Annotated in this window: 21 protein-coding genes; 14 read left to right on the forward strand and 7 right to left on the reverse strand. The window is 47.5% G+C overall.

Going from position 1 to position 24,393, the window contains the following annotated elements:
- A partial coding sequence (gene thpR / locus PCH02S_RS28960; RefSeq protein ID WP_127457570.1) for an RNA 2',3'-cyclic phosphodiesterase occupies window positions 1-460 on the reverse strand: 460 nt, incomplete at its 3' end.
- Between the two features lie 150 nt (window positions 461-610).
- Between thpR and serC the strand changes: the two genes are divergently transcribed.
- From serC to PCH02S_RS28985, 5 genes are all read left to right on the forward strand, one after another.
- Complete coding sequence (serC, locus tag PCH02S_RS28965) at window positions 611-1,699, forward strand: 3-phosphoserine/phosphohydroxythreonine transaminase (protein ID WP_127457571.1); 1,089 nt, start codon at window positions 611-613, stop codon at window positions 1,697-1,699.
- Window positions 1,700-2,349: 650 nt separating this feature from the next.
- On the forward strand, window positions 2,350-2,709 hold the full coding sequence (gene nrdI, locus PCH02S_RS28970; RefSeq protein ID WP_127457572.1) for a class Ib ribonucleoside-diphosphate reductase assembly flavoprotein NrdI: 360 nt from the start codon (window positions 2,350-2,352) through the stop codon (window positions 2,707-2,709).
- Window positions 2,696-4,780, forward strand: coding sequence for a class 1b ribonucleoside-diphosphate reductase subunit alpha (gene nrdE, locus PCH02S_RS28975; RefSeq protein ID WP_127457573.1), 2,085 nt, complete (start codon window positions 2,696-2,698; stop codon window positions 4,778-4,780). Before nrdI ends, nrdE begins: the two co-directional genes overlap by 14 nt.
- A 22-nt stretch (window positions 4,781-4,802) precedes the next feature.
- On the forward strand, window positions 4,803-5,789 hold the full coding sequence (gene nrdF / locus PCH02S_RS28980) for a class 1b ribonucleoside-diphosphate reductase subunit beta (protein ID WP_127457574.1): 987 nt from the start codon (window positions 4,803-4,805) through the stop codon (window positions 5,787-5,789).
- 454 nt (window positions 5,790-6,243) lie between these two features.
- Window positions 6,244-7,323 (forward strand): Gfo/Idh/MocA family oxidoreductase, encoded by a 1,080-nt coding sequence (locus PCH02S_RS28985; RefSeq protein WP_218033190.1) that lies wholly within the window; start codon window positions 6,244-6,246, stop codon window positions 7,321-7,323.
- Window positions 7,324-7,378: 55 nt separating this feature from the next.
- On the opposite strand, the gene PCH02S_RS28990 is transcribed toward PCH02S_RS28985, so the two are convergent.
- Entirely contained in the window at window positions 7,379-8,095 is a 717-nt protein-coding gene (locus PCH02S_RS28990; protein ID WP_127457576.1) for a response regulator transcription factor, read from the reverse strand.
- A 144-nt stretch (window positions 8,096-8,239) separates the two neighbouring features.
- Here PCH02S_RS28990 and trmL point away from each other — a divergent pair, with 144 nt between their 5' ends.
- Both trmL and PCH02S_RS29000 read left to right on the forward strand, forming a co-directional pair.
- A complete protein-coding gene (gene trmL / locus PCH02S_RS28995; RefSeq protein WP_127457615.1) occupies window positions 8,240-8,704 on the forward strand; it encodes a tRNA (uridine(34)/cytosine(34)/5-carboxymethylaminomethyluridine(34)-2'-O)-methyltransferase TrmL in 465 nt (154 codons plus the stop codon).
- 193 nt (window positions 8,705-8,897) lie between these two features.
- Window positions 8,898-9,152, forward strand: coding sequence for an AbrB/MazE/SpoVT family DNA-binding domain-containing protein (locus tag PCH02S_RS29000; protein ID WP_127457616.1), 255 nt, complete (start codon window positions 8,898-8,900; stop codon window positions 9,150-9,152).
- Between the two features lie 319 nt (window positions 9,153-9,471).
- Here PCH02S_RS29000 and PCH02S_RS29005 read toward each other — a convergent pair whose 3' ends face one another.
- Genes PCH02S_RS29005 through PCH02S_RS29020 form a run of 4 tightly spaced genes read right to left on the reverse strand, consistent with a single transcriptional unit; the run spans window position 9,472 to window position 14,474 of the window.
- On the reverse strand, window positions 9,472-10,539 hold the full coding sequence (locus PCH02S_RS29005) for a phosphodiester glycosidase family protein (RefSeq protein ID WP_127457577.1): 1,068 nt from the start codon (window positions 10,537-10,539) through the stop codon (window positions 9,472-9,474).
- A complete protein-coding gene (locus PCH02S_RS29010; RefSeq protein ID WP_127457578.1) occupies window positions 10,539-10,970 on the reverse strand; it encodes a hypothetical protein in 432 nt (143 codons plus the stop codon). Before PCH02S_RS29010 ends, PCH02S_RS29005 begins: the two co-directional genes overlap by 1 nt.
- A 52-nt stretch (window positions 10,971-11,022) precedes the next feature.
- Window positions 11,023-12,651, reverse strand: coding sequence for a response regulator (locus PCH02S_RS29015; RefSeq protein WP_127457579.1), 1,629 nt, complete (start codon window positions 12,649-12,651; stop codon window positions 11,023-11,025).
- On the reverse strand, window positions 12,648-14,474 hold the full coding sequence (locus tag PCH02S_RS29020) for a sensor histidine kinase (RefSeq protein WP_127457580.1): 1,827 nt from the start codon (window positions 14,472-14,474) through the stop codon (window positions 12,648-12,650). The genes PCH02S_RS29015 and PCH02S_RS29020 overlap by 4 nt, the downstream gene beginning before the upstream one ends.
- Before the next feature lie 158 nt (window positions 14,475-14,632).
- Between PCH02S_RS29020 and PCH02S_RS29025 the strand changes: the two genes are divergently transcribed.
- The 5 genes from PCH02S_RS29025 to PCH02S_RS29045 all read left to right on the forward strand — a co-directional run bounded on the left by PCH02S_RS29025 (window position 14,633) and on the right by PCH02S_RS29045 (window position 20,200).
- Window positions 14,633-15,517 carry a carbohydrate ABC transporter permease gene (locus PCH02S_RS29025; protein ID WP_127457581.1) on the forward strand — a complete coding sequence of 295 codons (885 nt, stop codon included), beginning with the start codon at window positions 14,633-14,635 and terminating at the stop codon, window positions 15,515-15,517.
- Complete coding sequence (locus tag PCH02S_RS29030; RefSeq protein ID WP_127457582.1) at window positions 15,517-16,353, forward strand: carbohydrate ABC transporter permease; 837 nt, start codon at window positions 15,517-15,519, stop codon at window positions 16,351-16,353. The genes PCH02S_RS29025 and PCH02S_RS29030 overlap by 1 nt, the downstream gene beginning before the upstream one ends.
- Window positions 16,354-16,518: 165 nt before the next feature.
- On the forward strand, window positions 16,519-17,838 hold the full coding sequence (locus tag PCH02S_RS29035; protein WP_127457583.1) for an ABC transporter substrate-binding protein: 1,320 nt from the start codon (window positions 16,519-16,521) through the stop codon (window positions 17,836-17,838).
- 112 nt (window positions 17,839-17,950) lie between these two features.
- Window positions 17,951-19,180: an MFS transporter gene (locus PCH02S_RS29040; RefSeq protein ID WP_127457584.1), complete on the forward strand. Its 1,230-nt coding sequence runs from the start codon at window positions 17,951-17,953 to the stop codon at window positions 19,178-19,180.
- Between the two features lie 69 nt (window positions 19,181-19,249).
- Complete coding sequence (locus PCH02S_RS29045) at window positions 19,250-20,200, forward strand: NAD(P)/FAD-dependent oxidoreductase (protein ID WP_127457585.1); 951 nt, start codon at window positions 19,250-19,252, stop codon at window positions 20,198-20,200.
- Here the strand turns inward: PCH02S_RS29045 and PCH02S_RS29050 are convergent.
- A complete protein-coding gene (locus PCH02S_RS29050) occupies window positions 20,197-20,916 on the reverse strand; it encodes a DUF2161 domain-containing phosphodiesterase (RefSeq protein ID WP_127457586.1) in 720 nt (239 codons plus the stop codon). The genes PCH02S_RS29045 and PCH02S_RS29050 overlap by 4 nt on opposite strands.
- Window positions 20,917-21,087: 171 nt before the next feature.
- On the opposite strand from PCH02S_RS29050, the gene PCH02S_RS29055 reads away from it, so the two are divergent.
- Both PCH02S_RS29055 and PCH02S_RS29060 read left to right on the forward strand, forming a co-directional pair.
- Window positions 21,088-22,392 (forward strand): sn-glycerol-1-phosphate dehydrogenase, encoded by a 1,305-nt coding sequence (locus PCH02S_RS29055; protein WP_127457587.1) that lies wholly within the window; start codon window positions 21,088-21,090, stop codon window positions 22,390-22,392.
- A 607-nt stretch (window positions 22,393-22,999) separates the two neighbouring features.
- Window positions 23,000-24,385, forward strand: coding sequence for a family 4 glycosyl hydrolase (locus PCH02S_RS29060; RefSeq protein ID WP_127457588.1), 1,386 nt, complete (start codon window positions 23,000-23,002; stop codon window positions 24,383-24,385).
- Window positions 24,386-24,393: the final 8 nt, after the last annotated feature.

The raw sequence follows: 24,393 nt of genomic DNA on the forward strand, positions 1-24,393 counted from the left end.
CCAGCCGGTAGCGGCGGGCTAGCGTGAGATGCGGCCGGTAGGCGCGAGCCTCGGCCGGAAAGCCTTGGCGGGCGCAGGCGCCCGCGACCTCGCGCTGCAGCGCAGCCAGCGCGTCCAGGTCGCCGGCGACGCCCGCCCACAGCACCGACGGCGCTGCCGGAGGTCCGAACACGCCGAGCCCGTCGGCGTGCAGGGTCAGCGGCAGCGCAGCTGCTGCAAGCTGGCGCAGGTCGTGCGCCAGCGCCTGAGCTTTCTCGGCGGATGCGTCGCCGAGAAAGCTTAACGTGACGTGGACGTCCTGCGGATGCGTCCACTTCTGGAAAGGCAGCCGCTCCTTGAGGGCGGCGGCCACGAGAGCCAGCTCCCGCTGTGTTTCTTGCGGGAGCCGGATGCCGACAAAAAGCCGGTACGTGTCGGACGGTGTTGAAAGCGCTTTTGTCGAATGAGCGGAGGGATGCATGTGAGTGTGGACTCCTTTTTGGATTTTTATGTCGTGTCTCCTGGTTCCGGTTTCCTGCTTCAACTAGCATTGCCAACTAAGGTTTTACTTGATGCATGAGGAGAATATTGCTATCATAGCCATAATACAAAAGCAAAGGTGTGGTCATTCATGGGAAATCGGGCCTATAACTTTAACGCAGGGCCTGCGGCATTACCGCTCGAAGTTTTGCAGAAAGCGCAAGAGGAACTTGTCGAATTTAAGGGTATCGGCATGTCGATCATGGAAATTTCGCATCGCAGCGCGGAGTATGAGCAAGTACATACGGAAACGCAGCAATTATTGAAGCAAATTTTTGCTATTCCTGACGGTTATCAAGTACAGTTCTTACAAGGCGGAGCAAGTACGCAGTTCGCTATGATTCCTATGAATTTCTTGAAGCCGGGCAAAGTGGGCAGCTATGTGCTGACCGGCGCCTGGGCTGAGAAAGCGGTGCAAGAAGCAAACCTTTTCGGAGAAGTAGCGATTGCTGCCAGCTCCAAAGAGAACAAATTCATGAAAATTCCGGATCTCAGTGAAATCAACATTCATCCGGATTCCGCTTACCTCCACTTGACTTCCAATGAAACGATCGAAGGCGCTCAGTTCCAAAGTTACCCGGACACAGGCAATGTGCCGCTTATCGGGGATATGTCCAGCGATATCTTGAGCCGTCCGGTTGATGTCTCGAAATTCGGCATGATTTATGCCGGCGCCCAAAAAAATCTAGGTCCATCCGGCGTGACGGTTGTCATCGTCAAAGAAGATCTTCTGCAGGACCTGCCGAAAACAATCCCGACCATGCTTCGTTATGACATTCACGGCAAAAACAATTCCCTATACAATACGCCTCCGGTGTATTCCATCTACATGGTGAACCTTGTGTTGAAATGGATTCAGGAACAAGGCGGATTAGCTGTTATCGAGAAAAACAATCTGGAGAAATCAGGTTTGATCTACAGCGCAATTGATCAAAGCGGCGGTTTCTACCGTGGTCCTGTCGATAAAGGCAGCCGTTCGGCAATGAACATCACGTTCCGCTTGCAGGATGAAGAGCTGGAGAAGAAATTCATCAAGGAAACCGAGCAGAACGGATTTGTCGGGTTGAAAGGCCATCGCAGTGTAGGCGGCTTGAGAGCATCTACTTACAATGCGGTTCCTTACGCTTCCTGCAAAGCGCTCGCAGATTTCATGATTGATTTCCAAAAACGCAACGGCTAGTAACGGACGAAATTATTATCTAAATCAATAAGCTAAATCAAGGAGCTATTCATGGCACCCTCATGTGCGCGTGGATAGCTTTTTTATGTTCTCAGGATAGAAGGGTCGGATTGTCGTTTACAATGTCTTAAGATGGCCTCTGAGACGGTTTGAGAGGCTTTTTTTGAGTGGGGTACGGAACTAGATCTAGTAGGGGAAAAGAAGAGATTCCAAGCGAAGTTCCTTTCGACAAATGTGAAAATTTCAAGTCTAAAATGAAAATATTTTTTCAAATCCTCTCGAGCCACGCCCCGTCTGGGTTTGCCTATTTTGGGCTCGGAAATGTGTCATAATACACGTTGACAAACACAATATATTGATATAAATTTGAATCTATCAACTAGATGTCGTGGGAAAAAGCGAATTCGGCAACTCCTGAATTCGCAGCGGAAATATCGCGTAATACCGGGAAAACACCCGATTTACCGCTATTTTCAGCCGTTTTCCTGCTTGCAGAAATGCGCTTATTTTGTCGAGGAGACAGAGGACAATACTAGATATGGATGGACGGTAAGATTTATATTACTAACTACATATAGGTTATCTACATAAGACAGACACAAGAACGAGAATGCTTGAACCAATGATAGAGATGTTAGGAGACGGAGCCCATGCTGATTGCTTACGATTCGAAAACGGGGAATGTTCGCCGATTTATTAACAAACTTCAAATGCCGGCGATCCAAATCGAGGAAGCGTTGAAAGTGGACGAGCCTTTCGTGCTCGTTACCTACACAACCGGATTTGGCCAAGTTCCTGAGAAGGTAAGTTCCTTCCTGGAAACGAACGCCTCCAATTTGATCGGAGTGGCAGCAAGCGGCAACCGCAACTGGGGAGACGGGTTTGCCAAAAGCGCAGACACCATTTCACAGCTGTATGATGTGCCTGTGTTAACGAAGTTTGAGTTATCCGGCACCAAAAATGATGTAGAACGATTTGTTCAGGGGGTACATGCAATTGCGGCACATTGAGCTGAATAATTTATTAATGCAACGCGGAGCGGATGGTTTTTTTCAACTAGAGAAGGATAAAGAAGCTGTTGAAGTTTTTATGCAGGATGTTCACAGTAAAAGCCTCACTTTCCCCGATACCTCTTCAAAAGTTCGTTATATGATTGATAACAACTATTATGAGAATGTCTATGAGTACTACACTTCAGAAGAAGTAAATCAAGTTTATCAAGTGGCCCACGATCATCAGTTCGAGTTCGCCTCCTACATGGCAGCTTCGAAATTCTATACAGATTACGCTTTGCGCAGTGACGATAAATCCTTATACCTGGAGCATTTCCCGGATCGCGTTGCGATTGTTGCGCTTTACTTGGGACGCGGTAACGTTGAGACGGCGAGTACGCTTGCCGTGTCGATGATGGAGCAGCGTTTGCAGCCGGCGACGCCGACATTCCTGAACGCAGGGAAAAGCCGCCGTGGCGAGATGGTTTCCTGCTTCCTTCTGGAGATGGATGACTCGCTCAACTCGATTAACTACGTACTGGCGACATGCATGCAGCTGTCCAAAATTGGCGGCGGCGTAGCCGTTAACTTGTCCAAACTTCGCGGGCGCGGCGAGTCCATCAAAGGCGTAGAACGCGCAGCCAAAGGGATTATGCCTGTTCTTAAGCTGATGGAGGATGCGTTCTCCTATGCGGATCAAATGGGACAGCGCAAAGGCTCCGGAGCGGCTTATTATAACATTTTCGGCTGGGATCTTATGGAGTTCCTGGACAGTAAGAAAATTAATGCAGATGAGAAATCGCGTCTGAAAACACTTTCCATCGGTCTTATCGTACCGAATAAGTTCTACAAGCTGGCGGAAGAGAACAAACCTCTTCATGTTTTTGCTCCTTATACGGTGTGGCAAGCTTACGGCAAGCATCTGGATGATCTGGATATTGATGAAATGTACGATGAGCTGCTAGCGAACCCGAAAGTGAAGAAAAAAGTCGTGATGAGCGCGCGTGACATGCTGGTCAAAATTGCGACAACGCAACTGGAATCCGGTTATCCTTATATGATGAATCGTACGAATGCGAACAGGGATCATGCCCTGAAAGGGATCGGAACGATCAAAATGTCCAATCTCTGCACAGAGATTTTCCAACTGCAAGAAACATCGGAAATCAATGATTACGGTCAAGATGATGTGATTCTGCGTGATATCAGCTGTAACTTGGCTTCCATGAACATTGCGAATGTGATGGGGCACAAGAAATTGCGTGAAACCGTTCATGAGGGCATGACGGCTCTGACAGCAGTCAGTGACATGACGACGATCAGCAATGCGCCAGGCGTGGCTAAAGCGAATCGTGAGCTGCACTCGGTTGGTCTGGGAGTCATGAATCTGCACGGCTATCTATCCAAAAACAAAATCAGCTATGAGAGCGAAGAAGCGAAGGATTTCGTCCGCACGTTCTTCATGGCGATGAACTACTATTCGATTGAAAAAAGTATGGAAATTGCCAAAGCGAAAGGGCAGGTCTTCGAGGGCTTTGAGCTGTCTGAATATGCGAACGGCGCTTATTTTAACCGTTACACAGAGACAGATTACCGTCCGGTTACCGATAAAGTGAAGGAACTGTTTGCTGGTATGGAGATACCATCACGGGACGATTGGAGCAAGCTGAAAGAAGAAGTCCGGAAGCACGGATTGTATCATGCTTATCGTTTGGCTGTTGCGCCAACACAAAGTATTTCGTATATCCAAAACTCCACTTCGAGCGTTATGCCGATTGTTGAACCGATCGAGACTCGTACATATGCGAACTCAACGACATACTACCCGATGCCATTCATGGCTCGTGACAATTATTTTTACTATAAATCCGCGTATCAAATGGATCAATTCAAAATTCTCGATCTGATTGCGGAAATTCAAACGCATGTGGATCAGGGCATTTCAACTATTTTGCACGTAAATAGTGATGTATCTACGAGACAACTTGCTAGATTGTATCTGTATGCGGCACACAAAGGACTTAAATCGCTCTACTACACGCGAACGAATCAGCTATCCGTTGAGGAATGTGTCAGCTGTTCGGTGTAATTGGGAAGGGGACCAAACATAGATGAGCACGGCAACTACCATTAATCAGCCAATCGTCAAAAAAGCGGTGAACTGGAACCGGCCGGATGATGATTTCACAATAACATTCTGGAATCAGAACATTATGCAGTTCTGGACGGACGAAGAAATTCCATTGTCTGACGATAAAATGTCCTGGATCACGCTGAGCGGTGCTGAGCGTGAGCTATACATGAAGGTGCTCGGCGGCCTCACGCTGCTTGATACGATGCAAGGCGGCGTTGGCATGCCGAAGATTCTTGAGCATGTCGACGGGCTGCAGCGCAAAGCGGTGCTCAGCTTCATGGGCATGATGGAGCAAATTCATGCGAAGTCGTACAGCTCTATTTTCACGACACTGTCGACGACAGAAGAGATCAATGAATTATTTGCATGGGTAGAGCAGAATCCTTATCTGCAGTTCAAAGCGAATAAAATTTCCCATTATTACGAGAATATTACGACGACCAAAGAGCTGTACTTAGCAATGGCATCGTCGGTTTTGCTGGAGAGCTACTTGTTCTACAGCGGCTTCTATTACCCGCTTTATTTGGCCGGACAGGGTAAAATGACAAGCAGCGGGGAAATCATTGATTTGATTTTACGCGACGAGAGTATTCACGGTCTGTACATTGGTGTATTGGCTCAGGAAGTTTACGCAGAGCTTAGCCCTGCTGAGCAAGATGAGGCGTATGAGACGTTGTCTGCGCTGCTGAAAGAGCTTCATGCGAATGAGGAAGGCTATACGGAAAGCCTGTATGGTCCTCTGGGGCTGGCGGATGATGTGAAAGCATTCCTGCGCTACAACGCGAACAAAGCGTTCATGAACTTAGGGGTAGAGCCGTTGTTCCCGGAAGAGGATATTAACCCGATTGTTCTGAATGGACTCAGCACGAAGACGAAGCAGCATGACTTTTTCTCGAAAAAAGGGAACGGGTATGTGCGTACGATTCACGTTGAAGCTTTGACGGATGATGATTTTGTTTTTTAAGGTTTGATAAAAGGTGCCTTTGGGTACCTTTTTTGCATATAAAAAGCGCTTGAGCGGTTCCTCTATGGTAGGAGAACTACAGGGCGTTATTTCGTCGAAATAAGCTCTTTTTCACGCGGAGGGGAACTGTGGGGCGCTATTTATCCGTTTTCTTAAAGAAAACGGGATGAGGCGGACATATAAGACCCTGTAGTTCCGCTTGAACGCTGAAACGGGCTGATTTACCAGAATAGCGGTCTATAGTTCCTCAAAGTTGTAGTGTTGACGAACATATCTCTAGTATAAGGTTATTCCCTCCGCCAAGCTGTATCTCAGTCAAGAATTGTAAGCGCAAACATGTATGAAGTTGTCCTTGCCAGCGTACATATGGGAAGAGATACTACCTGTGTTCATAGCTGGATTTGCTAGCGGTCCGTAAAACAATGCTAGTCGTCTATAAGGGGGAAAGATTTCCGTGTCCAAAATAAAATTAGGCATTGTAGGTCTTGGCGAGGTCGCCCAAATTATCCATTTCCCCGTATTGGAATCCTTGTCTGAGAGGTATGAAATCGCTGCTATCTGCGACATTTCACCTAAGCTATTAGAGGTGATCGGGGATAGGTATCACGTGCCGAACCGCTATGTGGATGCTGCCGAAATGGCGAGCCTTCCAGAGCTGGATGCCGTTCTCATCTGCAATAGTGATGAATATCATGCGGATTGTGTGATTGCCGCTCTCCAGAACAAAAAGCATGTGTTAATCGAAAAACCGATGTGCTTAACCTTGCAAGAAGCCGATGATATCATTCGTGTCCGGGATGAAATGGGCGTGAAAGTCATGGTCGGTTATATGAGAAGGTATGCCCCGGCATTCGTGCAAATGGTTGAAGAAGTGAAGAAGCTGGATACGATCAACTATGTGAGGGTCCGTGATATTATTGGTGGAAATCATTTGTTTATCGACCAATCGAGTAAAGTCCATCGTTTTGATGATATCAGTGAGCATGCTAAGTCAGACCGCGCAGATCGGGCGGCCAAATTGGTGAAGGACGCCATTGGCGAAGCCCCCGTGGATTTGCGTTCAGCCTATCGTTTGCTTTGCGGGCTAGGCAGCCATGATCTATCCGCGATGCGGGAAGTGATCGGATTCCCCAAGAGGGTGGTTTCCGCTCGGCAATGGAATAACGGCCGATTTATGAGCGCGATATTGGAATATGATGGTTTTCATGTTACCTATGAAACGGGGATTGACAATATAAGAAGGTTTGATGCGCACATTGAAGTTTACGGCGACAACAAATCGCTGAAAGTCCAGTACAATACGCCGTACATGCGCCATCTTCCTACAACGCTGCAGGTGAACGAAACCAACGGGGAAGCGTATAGCGAAACGGTTGTTCGTCCTACTTTTAAGGATGCATACACTTGTCAATTTGAGTATTTTTACGATGTAGTCGTGAATGGTTTAACGCCGAAAACAACGCCGGAGGATGCCAAAGAGGACTTGCAGTTATTCCGAATGCTGATTGAAGCTATGCAGATAGCTGACAATTGATAAATGGTAAATCGCCGCCCCTGCAACGTTGAGTGGGCGGCGATTTTGTCATTCTTTAAGCCAGTGATTCTTTCACGACAGGCTCCGTCAGTTTGTAACCAACATTGCGAATTGTCATGATATATTCCGGATTGCGGGCATTTTGTTCGATTTTATCACGCAAATGGGAAATGTGCACATCGACGATTCGGGTATCGCCCAGGAAGTGATAATCCCAGACGCCATGAAGCAGCTGTTGTCTGCTTAGCACTTTACCGCGGTGTTTGCATAGGAATAGCAGCAGTTCAAATTCTTTGGGTGTGAGTTCGATCGGTGCACCGTTCATCGTAACTTCGCGTTGGTCAGCTTTGATTGAAATCTGGCCAATTGTAATCGGCGTGTTTTCGGAAGCAGACGGCAACGTCTGAATCCGACGATGAATCGCATGAATACGGGAAATAAGTTCTTGCGGCGAAAACGGCTTCGTCATGTAATCGTCGGCCCCGTTATCGAGCCCCGCAATTTTATCCGTAAGGTCCTGCATGGCTGTGAGCATAATAATCGGAACGAGGTTATTCTGGTTTCTCAGTTTGCGGCATACTTGAAAGCCGTCCATTTTCGGCAGCATAAGGTCTAGAACAATGAGGTCAGGTCGAAAAGTTTGAATCGCATCAAATACAGCTTCACCATCGAATACGCAATATACTTCGAAGCCCACGAGCTTCAGGTTGAACTCTATAAGCATGGAGATTGAAGGTTCGTCATCGACAACGAGGATCTTTTTTTTCAGCATTTAGGTTGACTCCTTTTATCGAGAAGGATAACTCTATTATGAAGGGGCTCTATCATCGACATATTAAGATAAAGTTAACCCTGTGTAAAATTGCAATCCTTGGGCGCATATAATAGGATAGAGGATGAGGTGAATTTGACAGAGATGGCTTTTCATATTGTACTAGTAGAACCCGAAATTCCTGCAAATACAGGAAACATATCAAGGACATGCGCGGCAACAGGCACGCATCTCCATTTGGTCAGGCCGCTTGGCTTCCAGACAGATGACAAAACGCTGAAGCGCGCTGGCTTGGATTATTGGCACTCCGTAAAACTCGAGTATCACGATTCATTTGACGAAGTGCTGGAGATGTATAAAGGGCATCGCTTCTTTTTTGCAACGACGAAGGCCAAAAAGCGTTACACAGAATTTACATTTCAGGATGGCGACTTTTTGGTTTTTGGCAAAGAGACGAAAGGTCTCCCGGAGGATCTTCTGCGTCAGCATCCGGAAACACTGCTTCGACTTCCGATGTCGGATAACGTCCGGTCGCTCAATTTATCCAATTCGGTTGCCATTATGCTCTATGAGGCATTGCGGCAGACCGGTTTCGAGGGGCTTGACTAGATTGGCCGGTTAGTAGGAGGACAAAGTTATTTAGGTCTGTGTCGACAAAATTGACAATAAAAGAAATTTCGGCTTTTAATTAGAAGGAGTTTCTTGACCAACGGCGAATAGTATTCCCTATCAGTCCGTATAGATATGCTAAGCCCACACGCGAGCATAGAAAATGATAGCGGAAGAGAGGTGAAGTCCTATGATGAAACCAGCCGGAGTCGTTCGTAAAGTCGATCAATTGGGACGTATTGTTCTGCCTAAATCGTTACGTAAACGATATCAGATGAATGAAGGGGATCCTGTCGAGATTTTGGTACAGGGTGATCATATCATTTTGGAAAGATACCGCCCGAAATGCGTATTTTGCGGCAGTATGGAGAGCGTGAGTGAATTCAAAGAACGTTACATATGCAGCACTTGTGTAACAGAAATGAATGTACTTAAAGTGAGAGCGTAATAGTGAAAAAAGCATCGTCTTTCCTACATGGAAAGCGGTGCTTTTTTTCGTTTAGCCGAACGTAAAAAGACCACCGGAATGAGACATTCCGATGGTCTTTGGTCAACTTACAGGCCCTTAGTTTTGTCCTCGTTATAGGAAGCCGTCATCATTGCGACGAGAAATAGCACAAAAACGGAATTAACGAGCCAAAATGTTGCTGATAAGCCAAACATTGCTGCACCCCCTATAGGTTAAAGAACGTAGAAGCATATAGTTAACCTTTATTATACCCCAAACATTCTAAAAAAAATATTGAATAAAATGTGAATAAATGCGGTTATTTGAAAAATAAAAAGTTCGTAGCCAGCGGTCTCAGCTTTCCATCGGACGGGCGATTAATGACGCTTCCACCCATAACTAGCGTAGTAGAACCGCCTCCGTCAAGATTATAAGCGTCGACAATGCCTAACTGCTGCATCTTGTCCTGCAGCTCAGCCAGCGTTGCTCCTGAGTTGCCGCTTTCATCATAGCCGTCAGTTACGATAAACAGCAGCTGGTCGTTCTTGTAATTGGCCATCACGGTTCGGGCTGCACGCGCAGGCGAGCTTTGCCACTGATACGGGATGGTCGCTTTGGCTCCGTTCTTAAGGAGCGTAGGAACGAAGGTCGAACCCATCAGCGGATTCAGCTTGTCCAGGTCAGCTTGGGAGCTGAACTTGCCGCCAATGAGCTGGCGGTCTTTATTCAAGCCGATGAAAATCGTATCGTTTTTCGTCGGGAAAAAGCCGTTTAAGTACTTGCCGTTCATCACCGTCGTGTCGAGCGGGTAGCGCTTGCCTTTGCTGTCATCGGCAAAACCTCCTGCATTTACCCCGGCAATAGCGCCGTAGCGAGACACAGCTTCCAAAGTGGTCTCGCTGGAGCCCATTTTATCTTTGCCGAGAACAAGCTTAATGGCTTTATCGCTTTTGAGGTTTACTTTAAGGGCATAACCTTTGTAGTTATTTTCACTCAAAGCAAACAGTTTCAAATCAATATTCCCAGATGAGGCTTGCCGAATGGGGCTGCCAAGCTTCGCGGTAATCCGCGCATCATAGATAATGCCGGGCTTGGCGACTTGGGCTGTGGCACTTTGAAGGGCAGCCGTGACTTCGGCTGTGCTTTTCTCATACAGTTCAAAATATTTCTGAATAATCGTCTTGGTTTGCGCTGCATCCATCGTTGCTTTGGTCAGCAAGCTGTCAAGAGCAGAAGATTCTTGCTGAAAGGAAACTGGAACTGCAGGAGCAGTTGACCATGGATGAATAGGGATACTCGCGGTAACGAAAAGCAGCCAAATCAACATGCCCACGAACGGGGCGCAAGCCAGTAGAAAGACGCGATTGATACCTTGAATGGTCGTCATTATTTCAACACATCCAAGTTCTTTTGCAGCTCATCAAGCTTCTTCTTCACATCAGCCAACTGGGTGTAGAGCTGGTTACTGTTATCGGTCTTGCTGTTGGCGCTGTCCTTCGTGAAGGAAAGCAGTTCATTCAAAGAGTCTACTTTGGTCTGTAAAGCTTTCATCTCTGTTGAAACGTTGTCTTTCAAGTCAGTCACTTGCTTCTGATAATCTTCCTGCACGACTTGTAATTGCTGCTGGGTTTGCTGTGCGATATCGGTTGCGATTTGTTGTCTTAAATGCTCTGTATACAGCATGGCTGCTGCCACTCCGATTGCGATCAGCATGACCCAACCAAGAAACAAGTAAACGTACGTTTTTCTTCCAGCTTTTGTGGCTTTGGCCGCGCGAGGGAAGGAATTCGCCGTTGTTGTTTCGATTTGCATACTCATGATAATCACCTCTGTCTCCTAGTATAGCATATTCCCTATTTTATACAGAAATTTAGATGGAATTCGATGTTTTTCGATATTCATTCGGGGTAATGCCCTCTAATTTCTTGAAAACTTTGCTGAAATATTTCTCATCCTGATAACCGACCATTTCGGCCACTTGGGAAATCCGAAGATGCGGATTGCGCAGCAGAACCTTCGCTTTGCTCATGCGGATCTGACCTAAATAATCCGAGAGGTTCACCTCGAATTCCTGCTTGAATTTGCGGGAGATATATTCGCGGCTCAGGAAAAAACGGCTCGCAATTTCCTGCAAAGTCACATCTTCGTGATAATGATTTTGAAGGTATTCGGCAATTTCGAAAATCACATTTTTGTCCTTGTGCTGATTCTCAAGCAGCATCTTGGATATGTGCACGATACTTCGTGTAAGCTCCTGCTGCCACTGGGAAAGAGACAAAATCCCCTGCTCGTCAAGCGGCACAATGAAGCTGGTTGGCTCATCCGAGAGCATTTCCTTGACTTTGTCCTCGCTAATGCCGGAGAAGAACTGCTGCACCCAGCGACGTTTCATGACGGTGTACTCCCGCCACCACAGATCGAGCTGTTCCAACGTAATGACCTCGCTTAGCTTGACGGTGTCCATCCATAGCTGGATGGCTTCCTCAATCTGCTCTATGCTGCCGCTGCGGATAGCCAGATTGATTTTCTCCTCATATTGGGTAAAGGTTAGCGCAGCTTGAGGGGCTTTGGCAGGGTTCAACATACTGTGAATCCAGGTATCCCTAGCTTTAAGGTTGCGTTTGCGAAGCGCATCGCGCGCTTCTTGATAGGATAAGGTCACATCAGCAGGGAAAATATGCAAGCGGCCGATTCCAAAATCAACGCGGGTGTGCAGGGTAGTGCGCATGCCTTCATTAATTTTTTCCAAAAAAGCTTCAGCCCCGAGGAGATCCTTCCATAATAGAAGAACAATTTCCGTTTCGCTGTGCCAATGGCGGAAAGCGAAGCCGCGGCCATCCGTCGTGAGAAATTCATTACAAATATTGATGAGCGAGAAAAATAAGAGGTCCATGTTCTGGCTGAACTTATTTTTCACACTGCGCTCCATGGTATCGAGCGATAAAATGGCAACCCGGCATTCGTTAATGTTCCGGGTCAACTGAAGTTCTTTGTCGAGCTGCTCAGCGGCGCTCTCATACGTGGAAGGCTCTGCGATGATTCCGGAAAGAAGCTTGTCCCAATACATCGGCTTAATCGTATTCATTTCAATATTCAGCTCGCGATTGGTTTGACGAAGCTCTTCATCCTTGGACCAAGCCTGGATCGCTTTATCCAGCGCTTCATTCAGCTGATCCGGATCAATGGGTTTCAGGATGTAGTCGGTTCCTCCATATTTCAAGGTATGGCGCAATAAGGAGAAATCGTCATGACCGCTGATGACAATCGTTTTGGAGTTTGGAGCATTCGCTTGCAGCCACTCCAGCAGCTTCACGCCGTTCATGATGGGCATCATCATGTCTGTCATAATGATTTCAGGTTGGTGTTGGGCAATAAGCGCGGTGGCGGATTCGCCGTCCGGCGCTTCCAATATGGTATCAATACCGTGCTGCTCCCAGTTCACAAGCAGTCGGATGGCATCACGCACATGTTTCTCATCATCGACAAGTAAAACTTTCATGAAGTAACTCCCTTATTCATCGGGATATGGATGACGATTCTTAACCCCCGGGGCTGCGCATGTTCAATGTCAAGAGTAGCATCGTCAGTGAAATACAATTTTACTCTAGTCAGTACATTGCTAAGCCCAATGCAGGCCTCATCGCCTGTGGAGAGAGCATTCAGCCTGTTTCTAATTTCGCGTAAACGCTCCTCCGTAACGCCAATTCCATTATCCTCAACCATTATTTCTAAAAATTCATATTCTTCCTTTATGCGTTTGGATGCTTGAATACGCAAGAGCCCATCTTCAGCTGCGCTTGGATTAAAACCATGTTTGAAATAATTTTCGACAAGCGGCTGAATCATCATCTTGGGCACTGAGATAGCCTTGGTGCCTTCCTCGATGTCGTAGACGATCTGGAATTGATGTTCAAAGCGCTGCTTTTGCAGCTCCAGATAAGCTTTAATATGTTCAAGTTCTTTGCCCAAAGGGACGACGGATTCATTCGTATTCATGCTGTAATGCATCATTTTGGCCAGCGAAGCGATTAAAGCATACACTTTGGGCGCATTGTGCTGCAAAGCTAGCGTACCTATAGATTGCAGCGCATTGTTCAGAAAATGCGGATTGATCTGAGCTTGCAGCGCCATAAGCTGATTGGACTTGTTCGCAAGCTCCAGACGGTATTCGCGCATGACCATTTGATTCAAATCCTGCATGAGGCCGTGAAAACGATTGGCTAGAATGCCCATTTCATCGGTGCGCGTCAATTCGATATCTTTATGCATCTGGCCCAGTTGAACCTGACCCGCCTGAATGCGCGTGATATAACGGATCAATTGCTTGATCGGTTCTGTAAAACGAATGGAAATATAAATCGTTCCACCGATGACGATCAGCATGAAAAAAGTCAGGACCAACGAGTTGATGAGTGTTAATTGTTTGGCATTTTTGGTTAATTGATCGTAGGGAAGACGTTTGACAATCGTCCAGTCGACATAGTCCGTTTTCATTTTTTCAAAAACATTGATGCCGGCATAAGGCCCTTTGCTCCATTCATACGAGCCCTTGTCCAAAGAGCTGTGAATAGCTTCGTTTCCCCAGCTGCCTTCAAGCCGCTGTCCCCATTTGGATGGATCCGGACCAAATACAATATTGCCCTCATTATCCAGAATGTACAGTTCTTCTGTGTCATGTGTGTACAAGCTCTGGGAAATTTCCGATATCAGATCCAAATGAAGATCAATGATCAGCTCTCCAATTGATGTGTTATTCGGTGAGTACATCAGCTTGCGATGCATAGACAGGACTGGTGTTGGAGCAGAATACACGTTAATTGCAATATTGTAACTGTGATTCATATGAGTGGTTTCAAAATAAACGGTTTTGTCTTCCGGAAAAGGCCGCAAAAACTCATATTTACCGGTTGTACTTCCTGTGAAGTCGTTGCTCGACAAAAAGGAGCGGTCGCTCACAGAAGCGTACAAGTAAACTTGTTTAAACTCTTTAACGGCATGCGACATGACCTGCAGCCCGCTTTTGATCACTTTATCACTCATATAATCGATATCCCGCTCACGTTCCAGAATATCGTATAATTGTCCGAGCTCTGACAAATGCTGACCTGTATAGATTGTTGTAGATGCTTGGACAACCCCATTTAAATAGTTTAATATATTCAATTTCGCTTGGGAGATGAGGGCCGAATTGTTGGTGATGGTATCTTCGGTGACTTTTTCCTTGGTGAATATATAGGAGACTACGATGGAGGTAATGAATGGAACGAGTGTGGCGATCAGCAGAAAAAGGATCAGTTTGTTGCGTATGCTGTGACGAAACATGTCGAATCAACTCGGTTTCTTCGTGGACTTTTCACCCTATATTGTAGCAGTAGAGGTCAACAAATTCCACCTAATGCATCACGATTATCTGTGTTTCAGGAGGATAAAGGTATTTATACTATAGGTTATAGTTACCTAATCGTAAGGGGGAAATTCCCATGAAACAGAGCAAGGGGTTATCAGGACTATTACAGCAATGGGTGTTCATCGGACCTGCGTTCCTATTTTTCGCGCTCATTGTAGTAGTTCCTTTTCTCATGAGCATTTATTATTCATTTACAGAGTGGAATGGTGTCACGACAAACGTGAAATTCAACGGTTTGGACAATTTCAAGCACCTTCTATTTGATGACAAGGATTACCGCAACGCTTTCTGGTTCACAACGCGGATTACCGTAACGGATGTTATTCTAACGAATGTCGTCGGATTCCTGTTGGCGCTGCTGCTCACACAAGCGTTGAAAACAAGAAATTTGCTGCGTACCATTTTCTTCATGCCGAACGTCATCGGCGGACTTCTGCTTGGGTTCATCTGGCAGTTTATCTTCGTCAAAGGTTTCGGAACACTGGGCGAATTGACGAACTGGAGCTTTTTCCAACTGCCTTGGCTGGGCGACGCGCCTACGGCTTTCTGGGCGATTGCGATCGTTAGTATTTGGCAGGGTGCGGGCTACTTAATGATCATCTATATTGCGGCGCTGTCCAATGTGCCCAAAGATATGATCGAAGCGGCCTATATTGATGGAGCGACCCGTTTCCAAGTACTTAGAAGTATTATTGTTCCGCTCATTATGCCGGCGGTTACGGTATGTCTGTTCCTGACCATTTCGTGGAACTTCAAAATGTTCGACTTGAACTTCTCCTTGACCAAAGGCGGACCGTTCAACTCCACAGAATCCGTATCGATTAATATTTATCAAGAAGCGTTCCGCAACAATAACTATGGCTTAGGAACAGCGAAAGCATTAGTGTTCTTCATCGTAGTTGCCATTATTTCGACCATCCAAGTGATGTATACGAAACGCAAGGAGGTTGAAGTGTAATGGAAACAGTCAAAAAATATTCCGGACGGTTATTCACGCTTGAAGTGCTGGGGATCCTGATCGCTCTGCTCTTCCTGGTTCCGTTTTACTTTGTTATTGTCAACTCGCTCAAAACGTTCCCAGAGCTCGCTGCAAGTACAGCAAAGCTTCCGCAAACGTTGTATTTCGATAATTACAAAAAAGTATGGACGATCATGAAGTTCCCTAGCGCGTTCATGAACTCGTTGATCATTACGGTTTTCAGTAATATCGGGCTAGTCGTTATTAGCTCTATGGCTGCTTATCGCATGGTACGGAAGCCAAGTAAATTCAACAATCTTGTCTTCTTGGCCTTCGTTGCGGCGATGGTCATTCCGTTTCAGTCCATTATGATCCCGTTGGTTCGTGTAGCGAGCAGTGTCGGACTGATGGACAGTAAGATAGGCTTGATTATTTGTTACTTTGGTTTCGGTGTATCCCTAAACGTTTTCTTGTTCCACGGCTTTATCAAATCCATTCCGCTCGAAATTGAAGAGTCGGCAACGGTGGATGGCTGCTCGCCTTATGGCGTATTCTGGCGTATCGTGTTCCCGTTATTAAAACCGATGTCTACGACGGTCGTAATTTTGAACAGTTTATGGATTTGGAACGATTATTTGCTGCCATCACTCGTGCTAAACAGTCCCGATCTGCGAACTATACCTTTAGCGACGTTCTCTTTCTTTGGACAATATACGAAGCAATGGGATTTGGCTTTGGCGGGTCTAACGTTGGGCGTTCTACCGATCGTTATTTTCTTCCTGGCCATGCAGAAGCATATTGTTGAAGGTATCACGGCAGGTTCCGTAAAAGGGTGACACTTTTGTTAGGAAGTTCAAAATCTTCCACCTTTATGTTCAATATCCTCTGTGTTAAGGGTTCAAGAAAGTGTTTACAATAAACCATGTAAGCTGATGACGAGGGAATGAACGGCCTGTTATCAGGGTAAGCTGAGTAAACAAAAAAAGGGAGGCTTCACCTCAATGAAAAAATTAACGATGATCAGTATGGCTGCTTTGCTCACACTTTCTGTGGTTGCAGCTGGCTGTGGTAAAAAAGAAGAGACACCTGCGCCTGCTGCTTCAGCGGGGGCGACATCATCAGCAGCGCCTGCTGCATCCGGTAAACCTGTAACAATTAAAATGTTCCAGTTCAAAGTAGAAATTGCGGACCAATTGGGTAAATTGGTAGCTGAATATCAAAAGCTGAATCCTAACGTGAAAATTCAAATTGATACGGTAGGCGGCGGCGCGGATTATGGCGCAGCTTTGCTGGCGAAGTTCAACTCCGGCGACAAACCGGACATTTTCAACAATGGCGGCTTCTCCGATCTTGATAAATGGATCGACAACCTGGAAGATCTTTCCGATCAACCTTGGGTTGGTGACCTTGTAGACGTGGCGAAAGAGCCAATGACCAAAAATGGTAAACTATACGGCCAACCGTTGAACCTTGAAGGTTACGGCTTCCAATACAATAAAGATTTGTTCGCGAAAGCAGGTATTACTGAGCTGCCAAAAACAATCACACAGCTGGAAGATGCCGCTAAAAAGCTGCAAGCTCAAGGGATTACACCTTTTGAAAACGGATATGGCGAGTGGTGGGTACTGGGCAATCACTTCGTAAACCTTCCTTTCGCGTATCAGAAAGATCCGAATGCTTTCATCGATGGTTTGAACAAAGGAACAGCGAAAATTCCAGGTAACGAGCAATTTAACCAATGGGTAAATTTATTTGATCTTCAATTGAAATATGGAAACAAAAACCCGCTGCAAACGGACTACAACACGCAAGTAACTGATTTTGCAACAGGCAAAGCGGCAATGACGCAGCAAGGTAACTGGACACAAGTCCAAATTTCCAAAACGAACCCGGACATCAAAGTTGGCTTCTTGCCAATGCCGATCAACGATGATGCGGCTTCGAACGACAAATTGTTTGTCGGTGTTCCTAACAACTGGGTTATTAACAAAAACTCCGCTGTGAAAGACGAAGCGAAGAAATTCCTGAACTGGATGGTAACGTCCGATGTGGGTAAAAAGTATATCACAGACGAGTTCAAATTCATCCCGGCTTTCAAATCCATTCCTGCTGACGAGAAAGTGCTTGGACCATTGGCGGCTGACATTATTACTTACAGCAAAGCTGGCAAAACATTGAGCTGGAACTGGTTCAAGTTCCCTGGCGGCGAAGCATCCAGTAAAAAATTCGGCGACATTATGCAAGGTTATGTAGCGAAGAAGTATACGAAGGACCAAATGCTTGATGAATTCCAGAAAACATGGGATAGCTTGAAGAAGTAATACGATATTGGATAGAAATAGAGCCTCAGCGCCAAAGCTGGGGCTTTTTGCCGTTTAACAGAAGGATGGGAGGGCTGTTACAATAAGGAGGACTGAGGAGCGGGGGGCTACGATGGATTTAGGAATCAAATCTTGGTTACAAAGCAAAGGGAACACACTGCCGCAAGAGAAAAGATTAACTCGCGAAGCGGTCATTTCACTCATTATTCATTCTACTTTTCAATTTGGCGCTTCGATGTCAGGTGTGTTTCTGAACTTATATCTCTGGCGTTTGACACACAGCGTAGCCGTGAATGGAACTTACAACATTATCGTGTACATTTTGACACCGATTGGGTTCGCCCTTGGCGGTTGGATGATCAAAAAGAAAGACAGAATGGTCTCGTACCGCTTAGGCATCATGCTGATCGGTTTATTTTACTTGAGTGTGATTATTGCGCAAGAGGCGCTTGTAAAATATTATGTAGCGTTCGCCATTTTCAATGGTCTCGCCGCTGCTTTTTACTGGGTAGGATATCTGACGCTTATGTACGATGTGTCAACTGAGCAGAATCGTATTCGCTATCTTGCTTACAACATGATTTTTTTCACGATGGCTTCTCTGGCAGGACCGGCGCTTGCCGGGTTTATTATCCGATTAAAAGAAGGCCTCAGTGGCTATACCATCGTTTTTGGCATCGCATTTTGTATGTTTCTGCTTGCTGCCTTGATATCTATGAAAATAAAAGCTTCGGGCGGACACCATCGCGTGTACTATTTAAAGTGGACCGGGCTCATTATGAAAAAAAACCGAGACTGGCTGAAGGCATTGCTTGGTTTTTTCGGGATGGGCTTGCTCCAAGGCACGATGTTATTCCTTCCGAACATTCTCTTGTTTCAAGTTATGCCGCGGGAAGATATCGTTGGCTATTTAGGGGTGCTTTACTCTAGTTTAAGCATAGCCATGGGCATGTTTATTTCGAAATATGCGCAGGGCAGCAAATCTCGTCTGTATCTAGCGATCTCCACGATCGGGTATCTGGTCGGTGTGTCGCTTTTATTAGGAAGCATCACGATTTGGACTGTCGTAGGATTTATGATTTTATATTCGGTCTTTTCGCCGCTGCAAGGCAACACCATGACGGGTTACTATTACGGGCTCATCGCGAAATTGCCGCTTAAGGGCGAATTGAAAGTCGAAAGCGTTGTCGTTCGAGAGCTTTTTCTAAACGTAGGGCGTGTTATTTCCATTTTTTGCTTCATTACATTTGGCAGTGATTTGGAAGGCGGGATGATTCCGTGGATTCTGATGATCGCCTCTCTCACGCAATTTGCTTTGGTCTGGTCTATTAAGAATCGTTAACATGAGCATGAAAGCGCCCTAACCCGGTTATCCTAGGGATAGATAATAGGAGAAGAGGGACATCAGGTCATGGAACAGTATGACAGTATAATTGTTGGCGGAGGCATCGCCGGACTTCAGGCGGCCATTCAGCTTGGCAGATATGAACACCGCGTTCTTGTGATTGATGCCGGCTATGGCAGGTCAACCTTGTGCAAAAGCTATCACAATCTTCTAGGTTGGCCAGATGGCGTTTCAGGCGAAGAGCTTCGCAGGCTGGGAAGGCTGCAGGCCGAGAGGTTGGGGGTAGCTTTTGCCCAGGATGAAGTTGTGCAAGCGGTGAATAAGGGAAAGCCAGGCGATGGCTTTGAGTTATGGGGGAAGTCCGGTAAAGGTTATGAAGCGCCGACGCTGCTGCTTGCGACAGGATTGATGGACCGTATCCCTGAGATTCCAGGGTTAAAGCCCTGTCTCGGATTAACGATTTATGTCTGCCCGGATTGCGATGGTTATGAAATAAAAAATAAAGAGACGATCGTGATGGGTTCAGGTGATGTCGGAGCCGCAATGGCACTGAAGCTCAGCCTTCGCACGGATAAGCTGACTTATGTTAACCATGGCTTGTGCGCTGTAAAAGGCAGCCATTTGGAAGAGCTTAAGAAAAAAGGGATCACTTACATAGCGGATGATATTCAAGAGGTGCTTGGGCAGGAAAACGGGCTTTTTGGAGGGCTTGTGACCGTTAATGGGAAACGTCTGCAAGCGGAGCGCGGATTCATTGCTTTTGGTGGAAATGAAGTGAAATCGGATCTGGCTCGTCAGCTGGGTGCGGAACGATTGGAAAATCGGCACATCATGACCGATGCCCGTTCCAAAATGACCAGTGTGCCGTTCCTCTGGGCAGCCGGTGACGTAGGCGTACATGCGGAGCAGGTCACGATTGCGATGGGCGAGGGCGCACAAGCCGCGATCTGGATGAACAAGGTGCTGCTCATGTTAAAAGAAGAAGCGAACGCCCATAAAGTGGTCGTTCGCTCTTAAGAATTTGGTGCTTCGGCAGGGGAAAAAGCAGTTGTAACGTGAACGTAGTCCGCCAAAGCTTTTTCACCGAGCGGGGTAATGTGATAGATGCCGCGGCTTTGGCGAACGAACCAGCGATAGTAGTTTTTTTGGAGCAGGGAACTGACGGCTTTGTTATTCGTCAGGTCCCGCAGCTTCCGCGGACTGAGAGGTCCATGCTCACGCATCAAATAGGCGCAATGCAGCGATTTCTCACGATAAGCGGTCATTAGCTTTTGCTGGGAGCTGCCTCCTACGTTGTAGTCGCCGCTGCGTTCATGAAATTCATTGACGACTTTTAAAGCTGCTCTTTTGTTATGACGTAATGTATAAGGCGTAGGCTCGCAGACGAGATCGACTGCGGGTTTTTTGCGTTTGTAGAATTGTACGGTCAAGACGCCAAGCCCCAGCATACGGCAGAGACGCCGGATATCCTCCCACTGCAAGCGATGTGGAGCTTTCCCTTTGTTAGGCAATTCGAAAGCGACATATACTTGCTCCGTTAGACGAAGCCGGTCGATACCTTGCACAAGAAGCGGAATGTTAAAGCTTTTTTTGAGCTCTACGACGATAGGGGGCTCATCCCCGCGAATGGCGACTAGGTCACAATGTTTCACTTCTCCGCGAACGGCATAGCCGCGATCTTCGAAATATTGTTTCACCGGAGCGTAGAGCTCCGTTTCGGTTTGAATAGGCATGATGGATATTCTCCTCCTACTTGCGATGAAGGCAGTGTGTATCATTATAGCACAGGTTTTGTTAAAATAGGGGAAGAAGTACTTGTACGTACATCTTGAGATGGCTGATGAGATCATATGTGACGGAGCAAGCAAAAATTTGGTTTGGAGATGGAGAGGGGATATTGAGGGATGAGTGAGGTTTTGGATACATGGCTTGGTCGTACGATTGATTGCCCTTGTGGACAAAAGCATGAAGTTCCGATTCGACGTATCGTGATTGAGCGAGATGCGCTGGGGCAGGTGGCCGGTTATGTGAAAGAAGCCGGATATTGTGAAGTTACGCTTGTTGCGGACGAGAAGACGTATCAAGCGGCGGGCGTGAAGCTGCGCGGACTGCTGGAAGCCGCGCAAGTCAAGGTCAGCATCAGCGTGATCCGTGAGAACGCGATGGGTGAAGTTGCCGCCGATGAGGAAGCAATCGTTCAGCTGCTGCTGGACACGCCACTATCGTCGGAGGTTCTGGTTGCCGTGGGGGCGGGAACCCTGCACGACATCGTGCGCTTCGCGGCTCACCGCACGAAGCGGCCTTTCTTGTCTGTGCCGACAGCGCCATCCGTCGACGGCTTTGCTTCCGTCGGCGCGCCGCTGATCGTGCGCGGCTTCAAAACCACGATTCCGGCAAGTTCACCGGAAGCGATTTTTGCCGATCTCGCGCTGCTCGCGGAAGCGCCGCAAGCGATGATCGCAGCCGGCCTCGGCGACATGCTCGGCAAGCATACTTCGCTTGCGGACTGGTCGCTTGGCCGTGTGCTGCTTGACGAGCACTACTGCGAGCTGAGCGCGCAGTTGACGTTGGAAGCCGTGGAGCTCTGCACGGCTCACTTGGACGAGATCGCGCAGCGCACGGATCTCGGCATGTTAAAGCTGATGGAAGGCCTGCTGCTGTCCGGCCTTTCCATGCTTATGGTCGGCCACTCGCGGCCGGCCTCCGGAGCTGAGCACCATCTCTCCCACTATTGGGAGATGGTGCTTCTGCAGCAGCGCCGCCGGGCGCTGCTGCACGGCGCGAAGGTCGGCGTCGCGACCGTGATGATGGCGCAGCGCTATGCGTCGCTGCGGGACATCACGGCCGCTGAGGCCGCTGCGCGCCTAGCGCAAAGCCAGGCCCCGAGCCGGGAGACGGATGCGGAGCGCATCCGCGGGGCCTACGGGGCCATGGCCGAGCAAGTCATCGCCGAGAATTTTCCGGCGGATGGCGGTGTTGTTGATAGCGAGGCGCTGAAAGCGCGCATCGCTATGCGCTGGGGCGATGTGCAGGCCATCGCCCGCGCGGTCCCTGCACCCGAGCAGCTGGCTGCTTGGCTCGGGGCTGTGCAGGGACCGGTTGCGCCGGAGCAGCTCGGCGTGGAGCCGGAGCTGGTCGCGGCGTCACTGCGGGATGCGCTGTTCGTGCGCAACCGGTTTACGGTTTTGCGTTTACTGCGACTGCTGTAAACGATGTTTGGGACGCCCGGGGAGGAGTTGCGTTTGCTCCTCTGGGCGTCTTTTTGTTGTATTCCAGCGAAGTCGGATAGTCTCATTGGATGAATGCCAATGAGAGGGCGGAAATGACGGCTAAAATAGCGATCCCATTGGACTAAATCCGATCAGATGATCGAATTTAGTCCAATGGGGTGTTTTGAAGGAGGGACATTGGATTTCGTCCAATGCAAGGTAGTAAATATGGCTAGAAAAGGCACTTGCATTGGATTTCATCCAATGAAAAGCGAGGATGCTAGTTGAGAAGCAAAAGTAGAAGTAACAGAGCAAGTATCTAGAGAACGCAGGATAGGAGAAGGGGCTAGATAGGTAGCTAGAGAAACAGCAGTAGCAGAGCAACTGTCTACCCAAAAGACCGTCAGACTAACCGTCTGAACGGTCTTTTTTTGATGGTCGCACAAGGAGTAACTGGAATTTCCATTTGTAAGCTTGCTAATCCACAAAAGTGAAAAGTGTAAAAAATCACAACCCCGCTAAATTTTTGCCATCCCTTTAATTCGGATTGTTTTCTATACTTGTAGCGTATGCATGAATGGATGATGGTGAGGAGGAGCAAAGCACAATGAAATTCAATAACGGGAAAGTTAATGAGATACAAATTGCTTATATTGGTGGGGGCTCCATGTATTGGGCCAAAAATCTCATTGCGGATCTTGCGCTGGATGAACAATTGTCCGGTACGATTCGGTTGTATGACCTTGACTACGACAAAGCCAAAAATAACGAGAAATTGGGCAACTCGGTTTCGGATTATGCCGAAACGAGGTCCAGATGGACCTACAAGGCTTATCCGACGCTGAAGGAAGCGTTGAGCGGTTGTGACTTTGTGTTCATCTCGATTCTTCCCGGAACGTTCACGGAGATGGCCTCCGATGTGCATGAACCGGAAAAATACGGCATTTACCAAGCGGTTGGTGATACGACTGGACCGGGAGGGCTGGTTAGAGCGCTGCGGACGATTCCGATGTATTTGCAAATTGCCCAAGCCATTGAGCGTTTTTCGCCGGATGCTTGGGTGTTTAATTATACGAATCCGATGACGCTTTGTACGAGAACGCTCTATGAAGTGTTTCCAGGAATTAAGGCGCTCGGTTGCTGTCACGAAATTTTTGGAACGCAGGGATTATTGATTCGCATGCTGCGTGACATGGAAGGCATAGAGGGCGTGCACCGGGATGAAGTGAAAGTGAATGTGCAGGGCATTAATCATTTTACTTGGATTGATCAAGCCACGTACCAAAATATCGATCTGCTCCCGATGTATCGGAAGTTTGTAGATAAGTATTACGAGACGGGCTTCGAGCATAACAAAGATGCCTGGATGACGAACACATACACGGCCGCTAACCGAGTGAAGTTTGATTTGTTCCGTCGTTACGGGATTATTGCGGCGGCAGGCGATCGCCATCTGGCAGAATTTATGCCTCCTTGGTACATGAAGGACCCGGAAACGGTTCGCTACTGGAAGTTTGGCTTGACGACGGTCGCAAGCCGTGTGGAGAAGCACATGGCGACGGAGCTTTTTTACCGCAAGCTGCTTAGCGGAGAAGAGAAGCTGCCGCTGAAGGCATCGGGAGAGGAAGAAGTTAGACAGCTCAAAGGATTAATCGGCCTTCAGCCCTTTGTTACGAATGTCAACGTTCCGAATGTGGGTCAAATGAAGGGGATTCCGCTCGGAGCGGTTGTGGAGACGAATGCCTATTTCTCAGCGAACAGTCTGCGTCCTGTTTATTCAGGCGAGCTTCCGCCCGCTGTGCATAATCTGGTGCTGCAGCACACGGTGAATCAAGAGCTTATTTTGAAGGCCGCTCTACAAAAGGATAAGGCGTTAGCCTTCAATGCTTTCGTGAATGACCCGCTTGTGAACATCGATGTGAACGAGGCGGAGATGTTGTTCGAGCAGATGCTGCAAAATACGAAATCGTATTTGCCGGGATGGAACATCTAATGGCGGTC

The organism is Paenibacillus chondroitinus NBRC 15376 (assembly GCF_004000765.1).
GTDB lineage: Bacteria > Bacillota > Bacilli > Paenibacillales > NBRC-103111 > Paenibacillus_E > Paenibacillus_E chondroitinus.